This is a genomic window from Pedobacter zeae (genome assembly GCF_014196715.1).
GTDB classification, from domain to species: Bacteria; Bacteroidota; Bacteroidia; order Sphingobacteriales; family Sphingobacteriaceae; genus Pedobacter; species Pedobacter zeae.
The window spans coordinates 1,110,715-1,128,609 of sequence record NZ_JACIEF010000002.1; the positions used below are offsets into that span (position 1 = coordinate 1,110,715).

The 17,895-nt window shown below is 42.8% G+C and carries 18 protein-coding genes; 11 read left to right on the forward strand and 7 right to left on the reverse strand.

Annotated elements, in window-relative coordinates:
• Positions 1 to 151: 151 nt before the first annotated feature.
• On the reverse strand, positions 152 to 1,375 hold the full coding sequence (locus tag GGQ60_RS11395) for a S41 family peptidase (RefSeq protein WP_183763853.1): 1,224 nt from the start codon (positions 1,373 to 1,375) through the stop codon (positions 152 to 154).
• Positions 1,376 to 1,759: 384 nt separating this feature from the next.
• On the opposite strand from GGQ60_RS11395, the gene GGQ60_RS11400 reads away from it, so the two are divergent.
• A complete protein-coding gene (locus tag GGQ60_RS11400; RefSeq protein ID WP_183763856.1) occupies positions 1,760 to 2,257 on the forward strand; it encodes a hypothetical protein in 498 nt (165 codons plus the stop codon).
• A 184-nt stretch (positions 2,258 to 2,441) separates the two neighbouring features.
• Here the strand turns inward: GGQ60_RS11400 and GGQ60_RS11405 are convergent, their stop codons facing one another.
• The 3 genes from GGQ60_RS11405 to GGQ60_RS11415 are packed head-to-tail and all read right to left on the reverse strand — an operon-like array spanning position 2,442 to position 5,124.
• On the reverse strand, positions 2,442 to 3,632 hold the full coding sequence (locus GGQ60_RS11405) for a winged helix-turn-helix domain-containing protein (protein ID WP_183763859.1): 1,191 nt from the start codon (positions 3,630 to 3,632) through the stop codon (positions 2,442 to 2,444).
• A 38-nt stretch (positions 3,633 to 3,670) separates the two neighbouring features.
• Positions 3,671 to 4,579 (reverse strand): DMT family transporter, encoded by a 909-nt coding sequence (locus tag GGQ60_RS11410; RefSeq protein WP_183763862.1) that lies wholly within the window; start codon positions 4,577 to 4,579, stop codon positions 3,671 to 3,673.
• Entirely contained in the window at positions 4,579 to 5,124 is a 546-nt protein-coding gene (locus GGQ60_RS11415) for a GNAT family N-acetyltransferase (protein WP_183763865.1), read from the reverse strand. The genes GGQ60_RS11410 and GGQ60_RS11415 overlap by 1 nt, the downstream gene beginning before the upstream one ends.
• 72 nt (positions 5,125 to 5,196) lie before the next feature.
• Between GGQ60_RS11415 and GGQ60_RS11420 the strand changes: the two genes are divergently transcribed.
• The 10 genes from GGQ60_RS11420 to GGQ60_RS11465 all read left to right on the forward strand — a co-directional run bounded on the left by GGQ60_RS11420 (position 5,197) and on the right by GGQ60_RS11465 (position 15,209).
• Entirely contained in the window at positions 5,197 to 6,063 is an 867-nt protein-coding gene (locus GGQ60_RS11420) for a LysR family transcriptional regulator (RefSeq protein WP_183763869.1), read from the forward strand.
• Positions 6,064 to 6,242: 179 nt separating this feature from the next.
• The gene (locus GGQ60_RS11425) at positions 6,243 to 7,154 is read left to right on the forward strand and encodes a helix-turn-helix domain-containing protein (protein ID WP_183763872.1); all 912 of its coding nucleotides are present in this window, start codon (positions 6,243 to 6,245) and stop codon (positions 7,152 to 7,154) included.
• A gap of 73 nt (positions 7,155 to 7,227) precedes the next feature.
• Entirely contained in the window at positions 7,228 to 8,139 is a 912-nt protein-coding gene (locus GGQ60_RS11430; RefSeq protein ID WP_183763876.1) for an alpha/beta hydrolase, read from the forward strand.
• Positions 8,140 to 8,338: 199 nt separating this feature from the next.
• Positions 8,339 to 8,719 (forward strand): transmembrane 220 family protein, encoded by a 381-nt coding sequence (locus GGQ60_RS11435; protein WP_167293666.1) that lies wholly within the window; start codon positions 8,339 to 8,341, stop codon positions 8,717 to 8,719.
• A gap of 23 nt (positions 8,720 to 8,742) precedes the next feature.
• Positions 8,743 to 9,600 carry an EboA domain-containing protein gene (locus tag GGQ60_RS11440; protein WP_183763879.1) on the forward strand — a complete coding sequence of 286 codons (858 nt, stop codon included), beginning with the start codon at positions 8,743 to 8,745 and terminating at the stop codon, positions 9,598 to 9,600.
• Positions 9,601 to 9,622: 22 nt separating this feature from the next.
• A complete protein-coding gene (locus tag GGQ60_RS11445; RefSeq protein ID WP_183763882.1) occupies positions 9,623 to 10,603 on the forward strand; it encodes a TatD family hydrolase in 981 nt (326 codons plus the stop codon).
• On the forward strand, positions 10,604 to 11,494 hold the full coding sequence (gene eboC, locus GGQ60_RS11450; RefSeq protein ID WP_260300594.1) for a UbiA-like protein EboC: 891 nt from the start codon (positions 10,604 to 10,606) through the stop codon (positions 11,492 to 11,494).
• Positions 11,495 to 11,516: 22 nt separating this feature from the next.
• Entirely contained in the window at positions 11,517 to 12,680 is a 1,164-nt protein-coding gene (locus tag GGQ60_RS11455; protein WP_183763885.1) for a 3-dehydroquinate synthase, read from the forward strand.
• A gap of 3 nt (positions 12,681 to 12,683) precedes the next feature.
• Positions 12,684 to 13,856 (forward strand): metabolite traffic protein EboE, encoded by a 1,173-nt coding sequence (eboE, locus tag GGQ60_RS11460; RefSeq protein WP_183763888.1) that lies wholly within the window; start codon positions 12,684 to 12,686, stop codon positions 13,854 to 13,856.
• Positions 13,857 to 13,859: 3 nt separating this feature from the next.
• Positions 13,860 to 15,209 carry an alkaline phosphatase family protein gene (locus GGQ60_RS11465; protein ID WP_183763891.1) on the forward strand — a complete coding sequence of 450 codons (1,350 nt, stop codon included), beginning with the start codon at positions 13,860 to 13,862 and terminating at the stop codon, positions 15,207 to 15,209.
• Positions 15,210 to 15,402: 193 nt separating this feature from the next.
• Here GGQ60_RS11465 and GGQ60_RS11470 read toward each other — a convergent pair whose 3' ends face one another.
• The 3 genes from GGQ60_RS11470 to GGQ60_RS11480 form a co-directional block, all read right to left on the reverse strand.
• Complete coding sequence (locus GGQ60_RS11470) at positions 15,403 to 15,801, reverse strand: hypothetical protein (RefSeq protein WP_183763894.1); 399 nt, start codon at positions 15,799 to 15,801, stop codon at positions 15,403 to 15,405.
• Between the two features lie 64 nt (positions 15,802 to 15,865).
• Complete coding sequence (locus GGQ60_RS11475) at positions 15,866 to 16,789, reverse strand: helix-turn-helix domain-containing protein (protein ID WP_183763896.1); 924 nt, start codon at positions 16,787 to 16,789, stop codon at positions 15,866 to 15,868.
• Between the two features lie 66 nt (positions 16,790 to 16,855).
• Positions 16,856 to 17,716: an SDR family NAD(P)-dependent oxidoreductase gene (locus tag GGQ60_RS11480; protein ID WP_183763899.1), complete on the reverse strand. Its 861-nt coding sequence runs from the start codon at positions 17,714 to 17,716 to the stop codon at positions 16,856 to 16,858.
• Positions 17,717 to 17,895 lie beyond the last annotated feature (179 nt).

The window sequence follows — 17,895 nt, forward strand, 5'->3', positions numbered from 1 at the left end:
TAAGAAATGGGAATGATTAATAACATAAGGAAGCTTGTGGTTATTCAGCCTTGCCCTTGAGCAGGATAGGACGATGAAATTCGCTGAGGAAGCTATCATGAATTTGGTTTTTGAAACCCGATAAATATTAAGTTAAGCAAAGACTAAAAAATTATGGCTTCGATAGCCCGAAGCTTTTATCTGCCTGGGCCAGGGCTTCATCTTTTCCTTTGATGTAGTTTTTAATCGAATAGTCCACATAGCTATCGGGCTTTAACGGACCTTTTTTCCCTTTCCAGTTTTCCCAATACCGGGTAGAATAGGCCACAATGATCTTTGATTTTGGCAATGCAAAGCCCCTTACTTCGCCATACCCGTTAATATTACCGCTGCTGGGCTGACCCACCAGGATAGCATTGGTATTTCTCTTGATCCTTACGGCGTTCATTACGGCTGAGGAGAAAGTATGCGGGCCAATGAGTACATAAAATTTGCCTTTTTTATTTAAATAACTGGCCGCTATTTTCTCAATGAAAGGATTTAAAATGGCAGAATTTCCTCCACCGTTGCTGCGCAGATCGAGTATGATTTTATTGGGTTTTTGTTTGTCGATCACAGTGAAAAGTTCTTCAGCAAATTTTGCAAAGGGATAGGATGCGTGTTCGCTACAATCGCTATAGTTAAAATAGAGGATTTTTGTATCTGCTTGGTAATCGAACCAGTAATTGCTGTTCTTTTGATGCGACAGCAGGTTGTTGCCTGATTGCGCCAGGTTAAGTTTTGTGGCATCTTTGCCGGCAACGGCTTTAAGCTTAATATTTTGTACCTGGCCAGCTGCGTTGCTTAAGGTAAATGTTGCGGTAGAATCGTTACTGATCAGCGCTAAGCCATTTAACAATACCGGGTTGTTAAGGTGTTGCAAAAGCCGGTCGTTAAAATACATGGGGTTTTCATCCTGGATAATTTCTCTGAAACGGGCCAATATGTCGTTTACCGGATGTCCGTTTATGCTTTCTAATTTGCTGTTCAATACCGAAGTGTTTGCCGGATCGATGCCTACAACGAATAAACCCTCTTTAAAAAGTTCGAATTGCACAGGCAAAACTTTGGTGAAATTTACTTCTATAAAAGTATGCTCATCGCCAATGGATTTTGTTAGCCTGAAGAGCTCGACAATAAAGCGGTTCCTGTCAAACCCGTTCGACCTCATGGATACCTGATCGACCTTATTTTTAAATTGGTTACTGTCTATTTTGGCAAAAAGATTGGTATGCTTAAGAGGTAAGGTTTTTTTTAGAAACTCCAGATCTTCCATAAAATCTGTTTTTGATAACGTTTGCGACAAACAGGCAGCACTGATCAGTGCAAACAGCGCGGTAATAATTGCTTTTTTCATATCGGGCCAAGGGCTTATACTGTTTTAGATGATTGATGTACCTGCTTAAAAAAGACAAACATTATTTAAGGATGTTGCACCAATATACCACAAAAAATACTTTATGGCTTCTTCTTATTAAACAAGTTTGATGCGGCTAAGGAAATAGCGGAACAGAGTAACAATGTGACGGCCATAGGCAATAAAGAGGTATGCTGTATTAATCAGTTAATATGATAAAAGTAACAGCTAACTGAAAAAAGCCGAAAATTGCTGATGCTTTACCGCTATTGCTGCGAAATGGATCTAAGGCCAAATCGGCAGTGGCAGGGAGCAAAAACGGACAGGATAGTAACCACTCACTAATCTTTATAAGTTTCTTTAAATAATATTTAACTTCGTGATATGAGTAAGCATACTTCACATTCGCCGTTTTGGGAGCTATTGCCGTTGATCGGCTTGGGGCCGATAGAATTTTTGACGGATAAATCAGTTCTACAAACATATTACGATGAACTCGGCTCCATCACCGCAGAAAGGAGCGAAAATTCGCAGCAGCAGGAACAGGAATTACTTGATACCTTCAATCAATTCAGCGAGTTCTTCAGTCAGGACGATTTAAAAACTGTACTTGAAGCAATGCAGGTTGTTGGCGATAGTAGGGATGATATTACGACGGTGTACATGGATTCTGGAATATCACTTGAATATAAGGCCAATCAATTGGTAGAGGTTTTCGCTGATGACAGGGCGAAAAGTCTACATTTTCAGGGGATGCCTATTTTTGCTTCCGACCCGAGGCAATTGGTCATGTACATCAGCAAGCAATTAAATGAAATTCCTTGTATTAAGGCTGAGGAAATTGCCTTTCCCAGCATAATCTATTTCTATTTTCATTCCTGACTGAGCAGTCAGACGGCGCATACCAAGAGGGGAGAAAAAAAGACAGAACTGTTAGCTGGTGGAAAATGGCAAGACCTAATGGGGAGGATTTATCCGGTTACCGTCCCTTAAAGCATTCCTAATCTGTGCTGATACTTTGGCCGAGTGTAGCAGGATTACCACTTCCTGTAAAGTAATATTTTTGTTACTTAAATTCTTTGCTAATTAATGCCAGTAAATTGTTATTGTTGGTTTTTTTAAACTGCACATCTCTGCATTTGTTGAACAGGATGAATTCTTTTAGATGGCATACCAATTTATGGATGGTTTCTTTCCCAATTTCAACAGGCTCAAAATGGAGGTTGTGAACAATTAGTATTTTTTGTTTACGATCGGCTTTGGCATCCATCCTGGCAATAAATTTTTCTCCGGCCAGGATAGGGAGTGAAAAATAACCAAATTTTCGCTTTGGCGCCGGAACAAAACATTCGATCTGGTAATCGAAATCGAAAAAATCTTTTAAGCGCGAACGGAATACATTAAGCGTATCGAAAGGGGAAAGGATAAAAACCTCATCTTCTAAACTCACATGAGTCTCTGTGCCGGCGCGCATGTATAATTTAGTTTTTACGCCCTCTACTATAACAGGCTTCACCAGGCCGGTACTGACCATTTTTTCCAGCTCTGTTTTTACCAGGTTGCCTTTTACGCGGCGCGAGCGCCATGCCATTTCTTTTATGGAAGAAATTCCCAAAGCGCCGAGTGTACGGTTAATCACATAACGTGCATAAGCTTCGCCGGTAGGCATGGTCTGATCGATATCCGGAGGTACCCTATCTAATGGCAGGTGATAAACTTTCTGAAAAGCACTGGTCCGGCTGATCATCAGTTTACCTTCGAGGTAAAGTCTTTCCAGTGCAACTTTTGCCGGCCGCCAGTCCCACCAGCCCGAACTTGCCTCTACACGGTCGTTCTCAAAATCTCCAACCATCACCGCTCCATCGCGTTCCACCTGGTCTAAAATCTGGTTCATCAGGTCAGCTTCTCTTTTCGTTAAGGAAGTATCGCGTGTTGCAAACGCCTTTTTAACCGGTAAGGAAAAGCGAAAATCGTGCATGGGCATAAAGCCGGCATCAGCGGTAAAGTATTCAAAAATATCGCCCTGTTCGCCAAGTTGCGCGAGCCATTCTGTTTGATAATCGGGAACGCGGGAGAACAGGGCATGGTGGTGGGCACGTTCTACCACATAGTTGGTATCTAACTGTACATAGCCCAGATGGTCAATTACCAGGTAAACAGCATCGATTCCCATCCCGAACGGTGCTTTTTTTGAAAGTCCGGCTGCTTGTAAAATGATTTTCCGTGCCTGCGATCGGTCCAGTACGATAGGTTCCATTGTACGAATATATCGATCATTTGGGTGGCTTCAAAAAATTAGCCTTGGTCCTTTTTCCACTTTAACAGGCCTGGTATGGCCAGTTGATTTGGCATTTTCCACCTGAGTTCGGAGATCAGTGTGGCCAAAAATATCATCCCGCCACCAATTAAGAGCCTCGATGTAATTTCTTCTCCCAATATAAAATGTGCAGCAAAGGCGCCAAATACCGGCTCGAAAAGATAAATGATCGATACCCTTTCGGCACTGATGTACTTTTGGGCGATGTTGGATATGGTATACATGTAGGCCGTTGAAAACAAGGCACAGAAAACAATACCCAGCCAAAAGGTTGGCTGCTGCGGTAACCATACCGTATCGGCCTGAAAAGTGGCCAATAAAAAGGTAAATAGGGCGCAGGTGGCAAACATGGGTACAATGGTGGGCACAATGTTAGCTGCTTTCGATTCTTTTTCAACCTGTATCAGGTAGATGGCAAAACAAAATGCACCAATAATGGTATAAAGATCGCCGGTTCCGATGCGGAGATGATCATTGATCGAAATCATAAATAAACCCATTAGTGCCGTAAATGCCGCTATCCATATTTTTAAGGGCGCCGATTTGCGGTAAATAACGAGTTTAATCACTGGAATCATCACTACCGTTATTCCGGCAACAAACGAACACTGCGAAGCAGCGGTATGGGTAATGCCAAGCGTTTGCAGGTAAATGCCGAGCACAAGCGGAATGGCCAGGCCTGCACCCGTTTTGATGGATGTTACCTTGGCTTGCTTAACGTGTTTCCAAAAAACTACCGATAAAACCATGGTTGCCAAAAAGAAACGGTAGCATAAAAATAAAAGTGGTTGACTTTGGCCAATAGCCAGTTTGGTAACCGGAAAGGAAATGCCCCAGAAAGCGGTGCCCAGGATAAGTAAAATAAGAAAAAGCGTTCTTTTTTCCATTAATGTGTTTTTAATTCGTTTGTGCTGGCCAATTCTTTTTTCATCAACAGGTCGGTTTGTTCGTCATCGCCCAGCCAGAATGCATGTTTGCCAAAGGCTGTAAAACCGTTTTTTTCATAAAATCTTAAAGCCCTGTAATTTTCTTCCCAAACACCTAACCATACCTTTCCCAGCTGCATTTGGTGAGCAATATCAATTGCTTTTTGATAGAGGGCCTGTGCCACTCCCTTACCATGGAATGCTTTTAATACATAAATCCGTTCAATTTCGAGTGCATCATCTATTTTTTCATTTTGCGCTTCGCCGAGGTTGATTTTTAGATAAGCAATTACCTTTTCTTTCACGCGGGCAAAATAAAACTGGGAATCCCTGTTGTTCAGTTCGTTTTCCAGCTGCTCTTCTGAAAAATGGTTTTCAAGGTAATTGCTCATGTTTTGTTCCGTATTTACTTCGGCAAAAGCTTCAAAAAAGGTGAATCTCCCGATTTCCTGTAGTTTTTTAACCTCGGCAACGTTTACCCTTTCGATTGTGATCTGCTGCTCCATGCTGCGAATGTAGGAAGTTATTAAATGATTTAAAATGCTATTATTTCATTTATTAATGTGTATTTTGCATTAATGGATCTTCAGCGCATCAAGTATTTTTTAGCCTTATCGGAGCAGCTTCATTATTGGAAAACGGCAGAAAAGGTAAATATCACACAATCAGCCCTTAGCCGGCAGATACAGTCGCTCGAACATGAGCTGGGTTTGCAGCTTTTTGAGCGTAATAAACGGAATGTGAAACTCACCCCGGCAGGGAAATTTTTAAAAGAAAAATGGGAGCTGGAGTTAAATGAAATCGAATACATCCACCAGTTTGCCAAACAGCTTCACCTGGGCGAGCGCGGAACGATAACCATTGCGCATCCCGATTCGATATCTGCATCGCTCATGCCCGATCTTTTAGCGAAGATTACGGCCGCATTCCCACAGCTGCAGATTAAACTGGTGCAGGTTTTGTACGAAAACCAACTGGAATTCCTGAAAAATTATAAAATAGATCTTGCCATTACCCGCGATATCAACAGAGAACCGGGCATCAGGTCGAAAACAATACATTCCGATCACCTGGCGCTCGTGGTTCCGTTAGATCATCCTTTTAAAGGTTTCGGTGATTTATCAACCGAAAGCTTAAAGCAACAGAAATTTATCCTGCCCACAAAAGATGAGGGGAGCAGTTACAGCGAGATCATCCAGGCCCTTTTTAAATCTTACGAGTTTGTTCCCGATGTGTTTCTGCACTCCGAATTCGGCTCAACCATCATCGCATTGGTTAGAAAAGGCCTGGGCATTGCCATCCTGCCCGATTCTTATATGCACCATCAAAGCCCGGGGCTGCGCTTTATCCCGCTGCCTTTTAAAACCGACTTATTGATCAATTGGCGGGCCGATGATCATAACCCCGTGCTGGCCAATATTCTGAAATTGGTTTTTGAAAATTAACAGTGAAGCTAAATAATTAAAACTGGATAGGTTTAAGCGCTTTATATCCTTTTCTTTATGTTGAGTAATACCAGGATAGAATAAGGCTGCTTAGGCGTGGCGCTTTCGACTGCTGATTTGATCTTTAATATGGTAATGAGTATCTTGTATTAACCTGTAGTAAAAAAATAGGATCAATAATGTATTTAACTTCGTTACCGGATCATTCCAGCCCTGATTTTGATAAGGATCTTCATTTCGGAAGATTTAAAACCCATAATGTTGTTTTCAATACGCTGAGCAGTTACAGTTTTTGCGATGACCACGTAGGTTGCCTTTCGTTCAAAACGATATTAAAAGGAGAGGAGTGGTACGGGGTAAATAAACGCCGGTTGGCCATCAGGCCGGGGCAGTTCCTGGTATTAAACGATGAACAGCATTATTCCTGCAAGATCGATACCCACGATAAGGTAAGGGGGCTATCGGTTTTTTTTCAGAAAGATTTTGCGGCCCGGGTATTTGACGATACCTTGAAAAGTGAAACGGAGCTATTGGATAACCCGTTTTACAGCAATAATAAGCAACCCGAATTTTTTCAGACACTGAATGATACCGGCCCGGAATTACAGTTGCAACTGGGAAAGCTTATTTCGCAGCTCGAGCATAATGGTTACAACGATGGTACAGAAGAACAACTGGTTTTTTTACTCAGGTACCTGATCAGTACCCTCAAATCTGATACAAAAAAAATAGCTGGGGTGCAGGCCATAAAGCCATCCTCAAAAATCGAAATTTACCGGCGCCTGTGTATTGCGAAAGATTATCTCCATTCAACTTTTATGGAAAAACCTGATTTAAAATTACTGGGCAGTATGGCTTGTTTATCGGTACCCCAGCTCATCAGGCAGTTTAAATCTGTATTTAAGGTTACCCCACACCAATACCTGATCCGGATAAAACTAAAACAGGCTGCCGATTTGCTTAAAAATACGGATCAACCCATCCACGAAATCACCTGGGGCAGTGGATTCGAAAACGAGAGTGCTTTTTGCAGGGCCTTTAAATCTGCTTATGGCCTGCAACCTTTAACGTTCAGAAAAATGCACCGGTAAATAGCGCATTTCTGCACATGTTTCCGGTTAAACAGGGCTTAATTTTATCGGGTTATCAATTAAAGCCTTTTACATGAACCGCGCCTTTATTTTTTTCTTTTCTATTTTATCCGTGTCATTTTGTTATGCCCAGGATCTTACCATTCAGCTCTACCCGGAACGGGTGCCAAATTCAAAGAAAACCCCTGCCGATTATACGGAAGAAACCGATAGCAGTGGTTTGATTAAAAATGTAAGTAAACCCACCATGCAGGCTTATTTTCCTGCTAAAAATAAAGCCAACGGAACGGCTGTAATCCTCTTTGCCGGCGGTGGTTATTTTGTTCTTGCGCCCAAAAAATGCATTGAAATGGCCAGGGCTTTTAATGCGCTGGGAGTAGCTGCCTTTGTGGTGAAATACCGCCTGCCCAGCGATAAAATTATGATCGACAAAACAATCGGCCCTTTGCAGGATGCTCAAATGGCGATTAAAACGTTACGCCGGAGCGCCGGCGAATGGAATATCAACCCTAACCGGATAGGAATGATGGGGCTATCGGCAGGTGGCCATTTAGTTTCAACAGCGGGCACGCAGTTAAACAGGGTAGTGATCGATAATAAAGAAAATACCTCGCTCCGTCCTGATTTTATGATTTTACTTTACCCGGTTATTATTTATGATCCGGAGATACCACGCACCCGGGAAAATTTAATAGGAAAAAACCCTGGCCCCGAAACATTGGGATTATACAGCACCAATAAATCTGTAAGCCAGGTTACGCCGCCAACATTCCTGGTTCATGCAGCCGATGATGAGGTAATACCGGTGAAAAACAGTTTGCAGTTTTTCGATGCCTTGCTAAAAGCAAAGGTTAAAAGTGAAATGCATATCCTGCAAACCGGAGGCCATGGCTTTGGCCTTTATGATGCAGAGAATAAAGACAGCTGGTTTATAAGCTGCTACGAATGGATGCGAAAAAATGGTTTTGTGCCCGCTGATCGGTAAATTGATTGTTTTTTATCTTTAAATTATTGAATATGAGGTTATTGTTTGATTGAACTGGTGCTGTTTTAATCAAAAAAAAATTTTATAGCAGTATATAATTTACATATTTTAAGCAAAAAAAGCATTCTGTTTAAATAACTTTGTTTGTCAATGAAAGAATCGGGCAACCGATTAGCTTATTTAAACCAAATGACTCAAAATGCTTTTAATTATTCTTAACATTATTTTTTGTATCTCATTTTTGGGTTTTGCTTATGTGAACCTTAACGATAACGATGCTTTCTTATGGGTGTCTATCTATTTAAGTGCCGCAATATGCTGCGGATTAGCTGCAGCTGGTAAATTTTACCCTTTTGCTTACCTGTTTTTAACTGCTTTTTATTTAATTTATGCGGTTATCCTTTTCTTTGCAAAAGATGGTGTGCGCGATTGGATTACCAAATACAGGCGCGAGAGCCTTGTGCAGAGCATGCAGGCAACGAAACCTTATATCGAGCAAACGCGCGAATTCTTTGGCCTGTTGATTATTGCAGGTGCACTCCTGATCAATTATTTTGTTTCTGCCGGTATAACGGCATAAGTGCCTTGAGGGAGATTTTATTTATGAGCGGTAATCATATGAAGGCGGTGAAAGAAATAATGGGCGCTGTTGTTAAAAACAATATAAATCCGGAGGCCGAAAATTGGCTGGAAGCTTTTATGCAATCTCAGGACCAATGGGCACAGCTAGGCAAAGTATTTGTGATGTTGCCGCGTAAAACAGGCAAGTTACCGGTTACCATTACCGGAGATCAGCAACAGGCACTGGATACAGCAGGCTTTGGTTATATCCGTAGCTGGACCATTGATAGGCTGAGCCGTGTGTGGTTGCTGGCAGGTTTGGATCCTGGCGATAAAGAACGCTTATTTTCAAACATTGAGCGTTTATTCCTGTCGGCCGAGGTGAACGAGGCTGTAGCTTTATATTCGGCACTGCCGTTTTTGGCGCATCCCGGATGCTGGGTGAAACGCTGCGCCGAAGGGATCAGGAGCAATATTGGGTCTGTGCTCGAAGCCATTATGGAAAATAATCCGTATCCGGCGGCAAATCTCGATGAGGCGGCCTGGAACCAGCTTGTTTTAAAGGCGTTTTTTACCGAAAAAAATATTAAACGTATTGTAGGCCTGGATGAGCGTGCCAATCTTCAGCTGGCTTTAACATTGGTAGATTATGCCAAAGAACGCTGGGCGGCAGGCAGGGAAGTAAATCCACAGTTGTGGCGCCTGGTCGCTAAATTTATCAACGCCGAAATTTTTGAAGACCTCAAGACTGGTCTACAGCGTTATAACCCGACCGAACAGCGTGCCATTGCACTGGCTGTAGCCGGATCGGATTACCCGCAGGCCAAAGATTTTATCAATACCTTCCCGGAACTGAAATTGGCCCTGGCCGATGGAAGCTTAACCTGGAATTCAATATAACCTAAAAAATTAAGATAAAGAGATGTGTTGTAGTAGCTCAATCGCAAGAGATAAAGCAATGATGGGGGAGCCTGAGGCTTTCGATATCAGTGCTGTAAAGGGGATGAAATTTTTTGATCCGCATGTTCACATGACCTCCCGAACTACGGATGATTATCAGGCCATGGCCGATGCCGGTATTGTTGGGTTAATCGAACCTGCATTCTGGTTGGGCCAGCCACGTACCGGATTAGACAGTTTCAGAGACTATTACAGCAGTTTGGTTGGTTGGGAGCGTTTCCGTTCTTCACAGTTCGGTATTAAACATTATTGTACCATCGGGCTTAATTCAAGAGAGGCCAATAACGAAAGCCTGGCCGAGCAGGTTATGGAGATCCTGCCCTTATTTATCTATAAAGAAGGGGTGGTAGGCATTGGCGAAATCGGTTTCGACGATCAGACCGCTGCCGAGGAGAAATACTACAGGTTACAGCTCGAACTTGCCAAAGAAGCCGGTTTGCCTGTACAGGTGCATACGCCACACCGCGATAAGAAAAAAGGTACCCAGCGGAGTATGGATATTGCTTTAGAACATGGCCTCGATCCTTACCAGGTGATTATAGACCATAACAATGAAGAAACGGTAAAAGAGGTTTTAGACCGTGGTTTCTGGGCTGCCTTTACCATTTATCCTTTTACCAAAATGGGTAACGAGCGTATGGTAGAGATTGTAAAACAATACGGTGCAGAACGCATTATGGTAAATTCGGCTGCCGATTGGGGTATTAGCGACCCATTGGCCGTACCTAAAACTGCGGCCTTAATGAAATTACGGGGTTTAAGCGATGAAGAAATTGAACTCGTTACCTACCGCAATGCAATTACCGCTTTTGCTCAAAGCGGACAGCTTGATGAGGCCGATTTTAATGCGGCTGTAGACCTTACCGAGAAATTTGAAGGCAATACCATTTTGCGTGGCGGACAGCAACCAAAACCCGATAAATCTTCGATCATTATCAGCTAAATGGCATTGAAAAAAATAATTGTTTACCTGCGCATGATGCGTCCTGCCAATATTGTTACTTCTGTAGCCGATATTTTAGCGGGAATTGCCATTTCGGGAGTTTTAAGCAGCGGATTTTCCGTTCCATGGCTTTCCATTTTGCTTTTGGCCGCATCAACAGCTTGTTTATATGGTGGAGGCATTGTTTTTAACGATGTATTTGATGCCGAACTCGATAAAGTTGAACGGCCGGAACGGGCCATTCCCAGTGGCCTGATCAGTTTGCAGCATGCAACCATTTTTGGTACCCTTTTACTTTTGGCTGGAATTGCATTTGCATCCTTAAATAGTTTTACTTCCGGTATACTTGCGTTTTTAGTAGCCGTTTTCGCTTTGCTGTATAACAAACTAAGCAAGCACCATTCTTTTTTAGGCCCCTTTAATATGGGTTTATGCCGGGGATTTAACCTCTTGCTGGGTTTAAGTATTGTGCCGGAATTGCTTTACAGTCATTATTATTTAGCGGTTATTCCGGTAATCTATATTTTCTCCATCACCATGACGAGCCGTGGCGAAGTTCACGGAGGCCATGCTAAAAACTTGTACCTGGCCGCCTTTCTTTATGCAATAGTAATTTTTGCGATTGCTTATTTTGCTTTTGTAAACGAGAGGTTGCTGTGGTCGCTGCTTTTCCTGGTGCCCTTTACTTTTATGATTTTCAGGCCGCTTTTGAAGGCAATTGGTCAGCCTATTGGCAAAAATATCGGTGCAGCCGTTAAAGCTGGCGTAATATCCCTGATTTTGATGGATGCTGCCTGGGCGGTAACTTTCGATGCCCTGACCCTTGCTTTTATCATCGCGGCTTTATTGCCCCTATCGTTGTGGCTCTCTAAATTATTTGCTGTTACCTAAACCATACACAGATTATCCAATTATGGAACATTTACATCAATCTTTCAGCGTACAATATAACTACAATGTTTTCTTTACTTCAGCACTGTTTTCACCTGAAAACGATTTGCTGAACAATTTTTTAATCAATTTAAACCCTGCGGTTACTGTAAAGAAAATTTTATTTGTAATTGATGAAGGGGTAGCCAAAGCGCACCAGGGCCTTATTACTGAAATTAAAAACTATTTCTCTAAATACGTTAAAACACAGCTGGTTCAGGATATCCTGGTCATTCCCGGGGGTGAACAGGTGAAGAACGATACCCGCTATTTCGACCAGGTATTGGAATCCATTAACGTACATGGTATAGACCGCCATTCTTTTGTGGCCGCAATTGGTGGTGGTGCTGTACTCGATATGGTGGGCTATGCAGCTACGATTGCACACAGGGGCATTAAACACATCAGGATTCCGAGTACGGTTCTTTCGCAGAATGATTCGGGCGTTGGGGTAAAAAATGGCATTAACTATTTTAATAAAAAGAACTTTTTGGGTACTTTTTCACCACCCGTTGCTGTTTTTAACGACGAACTTTTTTTAAGTACCTTATCTGACCGTGACTGGCGTTCGGGTATTGCCGAGGCCATTAAGGTGGCTTTGATTAAAGATGCCGAGTTTTTTGAGTGGCTCGAAGCCAATGCAGCAGCACTTGCCGCACGGGATACTGCAGCCATGAATGACCAGATCTGGAAGTGTGCCAAACTACACCTGGAACACATCCGTAGTGCCGATCCTTTTGAAAATGGCTCGGCCAGGCCGCTGGATTTCGGCCATTGGAGTGCCCACAAACTCGAATATCTTAGCAATTTTGAAGTAAGGCACGGAGAGGCCGTGGCAATGGGTATCGCTTTGGATAGCGTATATTCGAACTTATCCGGAAGAATTACAGCCGAAGAGGCACAACGGGTAATTAACCTGATCCAGGCACTTGGTTTTGAGTTAACACACCCTTTGTTACAGGTTAATGAAAGTAATAGCCCGATTTTGCAGGGACTGGAGGAGTTCCGTGAACACCTTGGCGGCCAATTAACCATTACCCTGCTTACCGGCATTGGCAGTGGAGAGGAAGTACACGAAATAGACCCACAGATTTTAAAACAGGCAGCCGGGATTTTAAATAACCAAACGGCCATTATCCAACATTAAGCAATGAAATTAAATTCCGGACATTTAACTTTCTGTACCAATATTTACGCTGGAGAAAACTGGGAAACACATTTTGCCGTACTGAAAGATAGTTTCCCGAAGCTAAAAGCCGGGTTATCGCCTGGTTCGCCCCTCGGAATTGGTTTACGCCTTTCCAACCTTGCCAGTATTGAACTTTTGGAGCAAAACCATTTAATGGTTTTTAAACAATGGCTTCAGGACGAAGGGGGTTATGTTTTTACGATGAACGGTTTTCCTTATGGCGGGTTCCATCACACGAGGGTTAAAGACCAGGTACATGCACCCGATTGGACAACCGAAGACAGGGTAGCGTATACCCTCCGTTTGGCTCATATCCTTTCTCAGCTGCTTCCGGACGATATGGACGGTGGCATCTCCACTTCCCCTTTGAGTTATAAACCCTGGTTTACCGATGCGGGGGCAAGAGAAAACGCTACAAATAAGGCGACTGCCAATATTGTAAAAGTTGCCAAAGGCCTGCAGCAAATACAGGAACAGCGTGGCAAGCTCATCCACCTGGATATTGAGCCTGAACCTGATGGCTTCCTTGAATCCGGACCCGAATTTATCCATTGGTACGAAAATGTACTTTTACCTGCCGGAAATAATGAAACACTGATTAAAAACCACATTTATTTGTGTTACGATGTTTGCCATTTTGCCATCGGGTACGAACCGCATACGGCTATTATTAACGAATTGAGGCAGAAAGGTATCAAAATAGGCAAAATCCAGATCAGCGCTGCATTGAAGGCAAAATTACCGGCTTCAATGCCTGAACGCCGAGCAGTATTGGATGAGCTGAGCCGTTTTGATGAACCTACTTACCTGCACCAGGTAATTGCGCGTAAAAACAATGGCACTTTATTGCGGTATCCCGATCTTGCAGAGGCTTTGGCAGCGGCCGGAGATGTATCGGTAGAAGAATGGCGCGCACATTTCCACGTCCCGATCTTTGTAGAAGATATGGGCCTGATCCAATCTACCCAAAGCGATATTGCCGAAGTACTGAACCTGCAGAAAGAAAGCTCTTTTACAGCCCATCTGGAAGTAGAAACCTATACCTGGGAGGTTTTGCCAACAACTTTAAAAGCACCTTTAAACGATTCCATCATCAGGGAACTGGCCTGGGTAAAAACATTATTAGAACAGTAGATCATGCATAAAACCGTTGTTATCGACATCGTAGGCCTGTCATCATCCGTAATAGGAGCGCATACGCCTTTTATCCAAAAATATATTTCTGAAAACCACTTCAGTACCATCGAACCCCTGTTGCCGGCAGTTACCACCTCGATGCAATCGAGTTACCTTACCGGGAAATTCCCTTCCGAAACCGGAATTGTAGGTAACGGTTGGTACGATGATACCGATGCAGAAGTTAAATTCTGGAAACAGTCGAACAAACTGGTCAATGCCGAAAAAATATGGGATCAGGCCAAAAAAGAAGATCCAAACTTTACCTGTGCCAATCTATTCTGGTGGTATAACATGTATTCTACGGTTGATTATTCGGTTACACCACGGCCCAATTACCTGGCCGATGGCCGTAAACTGCCCGATTGTTATTCGCAACCTGCCGAACTGCGCGATTACCTGCAGGATAAGCTAGGGCAATTTCCATTGTTCCAGTTCTGGGGGCCGGGAGCCAATATTAAATCAACCCGGTGGATTGCCGATGCGGCAATGGAAACCGAAAAACTTCATAACCCCACGCTTACATTGATCTATTTGCCACATCTTGATTACTGTTTACAAAAATTCGGACCAGACTTAGCACAAATCAAGCCCGAATTGCAGGAAATTGATGCGGTGGTTTCTGATCTGGTGCGCTTTTATGAAGAAAAAGGTGCGCGTATCATTTTACTTTCCGAATATGGCATAGCCCCGGTAAATCATCCTGTTCATTTAAACCGCCTGTTCAGGGAAAAGGGATGGATCCAGATCCGCGAAGAAAGAGGATTGGAACTCCTGGATGCAGGTGCGTCAAAAGCTTTTGTCGTGGCCGATCACCAGATTGCACACGTATACATTAACGATAAAAGCGTGACGGAACAGGTGAAGGCCTTATTGAAAGACGTAGCCGGTGTTGAGCTGGTTTTAGATAAAGAAGAACAGAAAAAACACCACATCAACCATGAACGTTCAGGCGATCTGGTGCTGATGGCCAAAGAAAACAGCTGGTTTACCTATTATTTCTGGCTTGATGATGCCAAAGCACCTGATTATGCAAGGGTGGTAGATATCCATAAAAAGCCTGGTTACGATCCTGTAGAAATGTTTATGACCTCTAAATTGAGGGCAGGATATAAACTTTTAAGGAAAAAAGCCGGTTTTCGTTATGTGATGGATGTAATCCCGCTAGATGCTACGCTGGTTAAAGGATCACATGGCCGCATTCATGTGGCCGATCAGTTTAAACCGGTTTTGGTAACTTCCAAAGCAGTTGGTAAAACCTTGTATGCACCGGATGTTTACCAGGTGATCTGGGATAGTTTGACTGTTTAAAAATGACCGTTCATCCTGAGCCTGTTGAAGGACAAATATTTTTGTTGTAGACAGATAAAGGTCTTCGACAGGCTTAGGGGCTAACAGCGGGTATATTTAACTTAATCAAATGGTGATCACAATTAGTTAAAGAAGGGTTTTATTAACTGCTGCTTCTAATAAATTATTTTTTACTGCTTGATCTACCAGGCTGTTATTCTCTTACAAACCTGTACCCGCAACCTTCGAAACAGGGTGGGTTAAGCTGCAGCGATTTTGCCGAAACTTTGTAATAATAAATCAATGGCGTTTTATAGGTATTACTGGAAACTTCCATTTTTACACTGTCCAGAATCCTGAAAGAAAACAAATCCGGAAGCGCATCACCTTCAAATTTACCGGCGTTATCTGCCGATTTGCTTAAAACAAGGTATTTGGCCTCGCCGGTTACCTTTTTATATCTGCCACTTCCATCACCGGGATCCTGCATCGCTTCGGTGAGTTTCCATTTACCATAAACTTCACCGGGTCCATCATGCTCATGACCGGTTTTCTTGCATGATATATACAAAAGGCCTGCTGCAGCCAAAATGAGTAATAGTATTTTTTTCATAAAGCTTTAATTTGCAGCTTATACGATGCAGAAAGCAAAAACGCTACAGGTAGAGCATTTTTGCTTAATTAAACATTTTTCTAAATGCCAACGGCGATACCTTCGTTTTTGCTTTGAACAATTTATTAAAGGATTGCGGGTGTTCAAAGCCCAGTTCGTATGCCACTTCGCTCACCGATAAACTGGTGCCCGATAATTTTTCTTTTGCTTTTTCGATCAGTTTCTGGTGGATATGCTGTTGTGCATTCTGTCCGGTTAGCGAACGGAGCAGATCGCTTAAGTAACTTGGAGAAACATTTAAATGATCAGAAAGGTATTGCACCGTAGGTAAACCTTTAAGCATGGTTACTTTATCGTTAAAATATTCTTCTAACAATTCTTCGAGTTTTTGCAAAAGGTCGTTATTTAATACCTTGCGCGTAATAAATTGCCGTTTATAAAAACGATTGCTGTAATTTAACAGCAGTTCGATTTGTGCGATGATCACATCCTGGCTAAAATCGTCGATCCTGCTGTTCAGTTCTTCCTCGATACTCTTAAAAATAGCAATAACAGTGGTTTTTTCTTTTTCAGACAGGTGCAAGGCCTCATTGGCTGAGTAGGAAAAGAAGCCATAACTTTTGATTTTTTTTGCTATTGGATAAGACAATAAAAAATCGGGATGGATCAATAAAGTAAACAAGGAGCAAACGCTTGAGCTTAAATCTTCATCGTGACCAATAACCTGGTTGGGAGCAGCAAATAATAAACCGCCTTCATCAAAATCATAATAACTCTGGCCATACTTTAGCCTGCCGCTTAATTTTGGTTTATACGAAATCTTATAAAAATTCAGGATATGCGAATTAGGCTGTCCGCTCATTTCAACCGGATGCTCTTCATTGTTGATCAGGCTGATCAAAGGGTGCTTAGGCTGGGGCAGGCCCAACATCCGGTGTGCTTCTGTTAACGAACTGAATTTATAAGGGCTATTGTCTACCTTTTTCATATTGATATTATACAAATATAACCGATAAGCCAGTGTTTATCGGTTATATGGTTGATTTCTGATTAATTAACCCTGCGCTGCATTCGATACCGCTTCCCATTCTTCCCAGCTGGCTATACGCTCAGCGTAAGCCGTACGTACCCAGGCCAGGTTATGGCTGCCGAGCGATAAACGTAAAGGTGGGTTTTCTGTATCCACCACTTTAAAAATGGCCTCGGGCGTTGCCTCCGGATTACCTCTTTCCATGTGTTGCAAACCTTCAAAAAACTTTGCTTTAAAATCGGTGTATAGATCCAATCCATCTGCAAACTTTAAAGAAGCCTGACTTCCGAATTCGGTGGCATAGGCACCCGGTTCGATAATGGTAACTTTGATCCCAAATGATTTTACCTCTGCTGCCAAACTTTCGTGAATGGCTTCAAATGCCCATTTAGATGAACTGTAATATCCGATAACGGGTAAAACTACGTGGCCAAGGTTACTGGATGTACCTAAAATATGGCCATAACCCTGCTTGCGTAATATAGGCAGCGCAGCTTGTATAACAGCCACTGCTCCAAAAATGTTGGTGTTATACATGGCCTTAACCTGGTCAATGGTAGCTTCTTCAATAGTACCGACAAGCGAATAACCCGCATTATTTAAAACAACATCCAATCGCCCGAAATGTTCGTGCGCCTGATGAACGGTTTTTGCTACCTGGTCGTAATTGGTTACGTCGAGTTCGAGGGGCAATACATTTTCTTTGTACTTTTCCTGAAGATCGGCAATGGCCGAGAGGTTCCTTGCCGTTGCTGCCACCTTATCGCCACGTTCTAAAGCTGCTGTTGCCCATACACGCCCAAATCCGCGGGACGCACCTGTAATAAACCAAACCTTATTTGCTGTTGGGATATTTGTACCCTGATGTTCCTGTTGATGTTCCATAATTTTTATCTGAATAAATGATGGATCAAAGGTGGCTAAGGCCGGTCTGTAATTTGTAGCCTAATTGAGGGCTTTTGTAGCCAAAATGAGAAAATACATCAGCGGGCTAAAGTAGCATGGTTTTACTGCCAAGAACACAGCGGAAAGGTGCGGAGTAAGCGAAGTAGTGATACGGACTG

Excerpts from the sequence above, each read along its gene's own strand:
- GGQ60_RS11420 (WP_183763869.1), top strand. The coding sequence starts at position 5,197 with ATGGATCTTCAGCGCATCAAGTATTTTTTAGCCTTATCGGAGCAGCTT.
- GGQ60_RS11430 (WP_183763876.1), top strand. The coding sequence starts at position 7,228 with ATGAACCGCGCCTTTATTTTTTTCTTTTCTATTTTATCCGTGTCATTT.
- GGQ60_RS11425 (WP_183763872.1), top strand. The coding sequence starts at position 6,243 with ATGTATTTAACTTCGTTACCGGATCATTCCAGCCCTGATTTTGATAAG.
- GGQ60_RS11415 (WP_183763865.1), bottom strand. The coding sequence starts at position 5,124 with ATGGAGCAGCAGATCACAATCGAAAGGGTAAACGTTGCCGAGGTTAAA.
- eboE (WP_183763888.1), top strand. The coding sequence starts at position 12,684 with ATGAAATTAAATTCCGGACATTTAACTTTCTGTACCAATATTTACGCT.
- GGQ60_RS11455 (WP_183763885.1), top strand. The coding sequence starts at position 11,517 with ATGGAACATTTACATCAATCTTTCAGCGTACAATATAACTACAATGTT.
- GGQ60_RS11440 (WP_183763879.1), top strand. The coding sequence starts at position 8,743 with ATGAGCGGTAATCATATGAAGGCGGTGAAAGAAATAATGGGCGCTGTT.
- GGQ60_RS11465 (WP_183763891.1), top strand. The coding sequence starts at position 13,860 with ATGCATAAAACCGTTGTTATCGACATCGTAGGCCTGTCATCATCCGTA.
- GGQ60_RS11470 (WP_183763894.1), bottom strand. The coding sequence starts at position 15,801 with ATGAAAAAAATACTATTACTCATTTTGGCTGCAGCAGGCCTTTTGTAT.
- GGQ60_RS11435 (WP_167293666.1), top strand. The coding sequence starts at position 8,339 with ATGCTTTTAATTATTCTTAACATTATTTTTTGTATCTCATTTTTGGGT.
- GGQ60_RS11475 (WP_183763896.1), bottom strand. The coding sequence starts at position 16,789 with ATGAAAAAGGTAGACAATAGCCCTTATAAATTCAGTTCGTTAACAGAA.
- GGQ60_RS11410 (WP_183763862.1), bottom strand. The coding sequence starts at position 4,579 with ATGGAAAAAAGAACGCTTTTTCTTATTTTACTTATCCTGGGCACCGCT.
- eboC (WP_260300594.1), top strand. The coding sequence starts at position 10,604 with ATGGCATTGAAAAAAATAATTGTTTACCTGCGCATGATGCGTCCTGCC.
- GGQ60_RS11445 (WP_183763882.1), top strand. The coding sequence starts at position 9,623 with ATGTGTTGTAGTAGCTCAATCGCAAGAGATAAAGCAATGATGGGGGAG.
- GGQ60_RS11405 (WP_183763859.1), bottom strand. The coding sequence starts at position 3,632 with ATGGAACCTATCGTACTGGACCGATCGCAGGCACGGAAAATCATTTTA.
- GGQ60_RS11480 (WP_183763899.1), bottom strand. The coding sequence starts at position 17,716 with ATGGAACATCAACAGGAACATCAGGGTACAAATATCCCAACAGCAAAT.
- GGQ60_RS11395 (WP_183763853.1), bottom strand. The coding sequence starts at position 1,375 with ATGAAAAAAGCAATTATTACCGCGCTGTTTGCACTGATCAGTGCTGCC.
- GGQ60_RS11400 (WP_183763856.1), top strand. The coding sequence starts at position 1,760 with ATGAGTAAGCATACTTCACATTCGCCGTTTTGGGAGCTATTGCCGTTG.